Origin of the sequence: Nocardioides sp. LHD-245 (assembly GCF_030929495.1) — a bacterium.
In the GTDB taxonomy this organism is placed as follows: domain Bacteria; phylum Actinomycetota; class Actinomycetes; order Propionibacteriales; family Nocardioidaceae; genus Nocardioides.
Window position 1 is genome coordinate 1 of record NZ_JAVFWN010000040.1, and the last position, 868, is coordinate 868.

Annotated in this window: 1 protein-coding gene; it reads left to right on the forward strand. The window is 66.9% G+C overall.

The genetic code is table 11. The features are described from left to right. Window positions 1-50: 50 nt before the first annotated feature. On the forward strand, window positions 51-868 hold an 818-nt coding region (locus tag RB608_RS28225; protein ID WP_308091430.1), incomplete at its 3' end, for an IS256 family transposase.

An 868-nucleotide genomic window follows, 5' to 3' on the forward strand; every position in this document is an offset into this window, starting at 1 on the left:
CGTGATCCTTCGAGTTCACCTCTCACAGCTCTCTCGAACGGACCATCACGATGACCGCTCCACACATTGTCGACCCTGCTGGCCTGCTCGGCGAAGCGCTGGCCGAAGCGTCGCCCGATCTGATGCGATCGCTGCTTCAGTCGATCATCAACGCCCTGCTGTCTGCCGATGCTGACGCCGTCGTCGGTGCTGAGTGGGGACGCCCGTCCACGTCGCGCAGCAGCCAGCGCAACGGGTACCGGCACCGCGACCTCGACACCCGAGTCGGCACCATCGACGTCGCGATCCCCAAACTACGCAAGGGCACCTACTTCCCCGAGTGGCTCCTTGAGCGCCGCAAGCGATCCGAGTCCGCGCTGATCACGGTGGTCGCTGACTGCTACCTGGCCGGCGTCAGCACCCGACGGATGGACAAGCTGGTCAAGACGCTCGGCATCGACGGGCTGTCGAAGTCGCAGGTCTCCCGGATGGCCGCGGACCTCGACTCCATCGTCGAGGACTTCCGGCACCGCCCCCTCGACGCAGCTGGGCCGTTCACCTTCGTCACCGCTGACGCGCTCACGATGAAGGTCCGCGAAGGCGGTCGCGTGATCAACGCCGTCGTGCTGCTCGCGACCGGTGTGAACAACGACGGTCACCGCGAAGTCCTCGGGATGCGCGTCGCGACCGCGGAAACCGGGGCTGCGTGGAACGAGTTCTTCGCCGACCTCGTCGCCCGCGGCCTGACCGGCGTCCGACTCGTCACGTCCGACGCGCACGCCGGACTACGTGAAGCGATCGCAGCGAACCTGCCCGGCACGTCCTGGCAGCGCTGCCGCACCCACTACGCGTTCAACCTCATGGGCGTCACCCCGAAAGCCATGTGGCC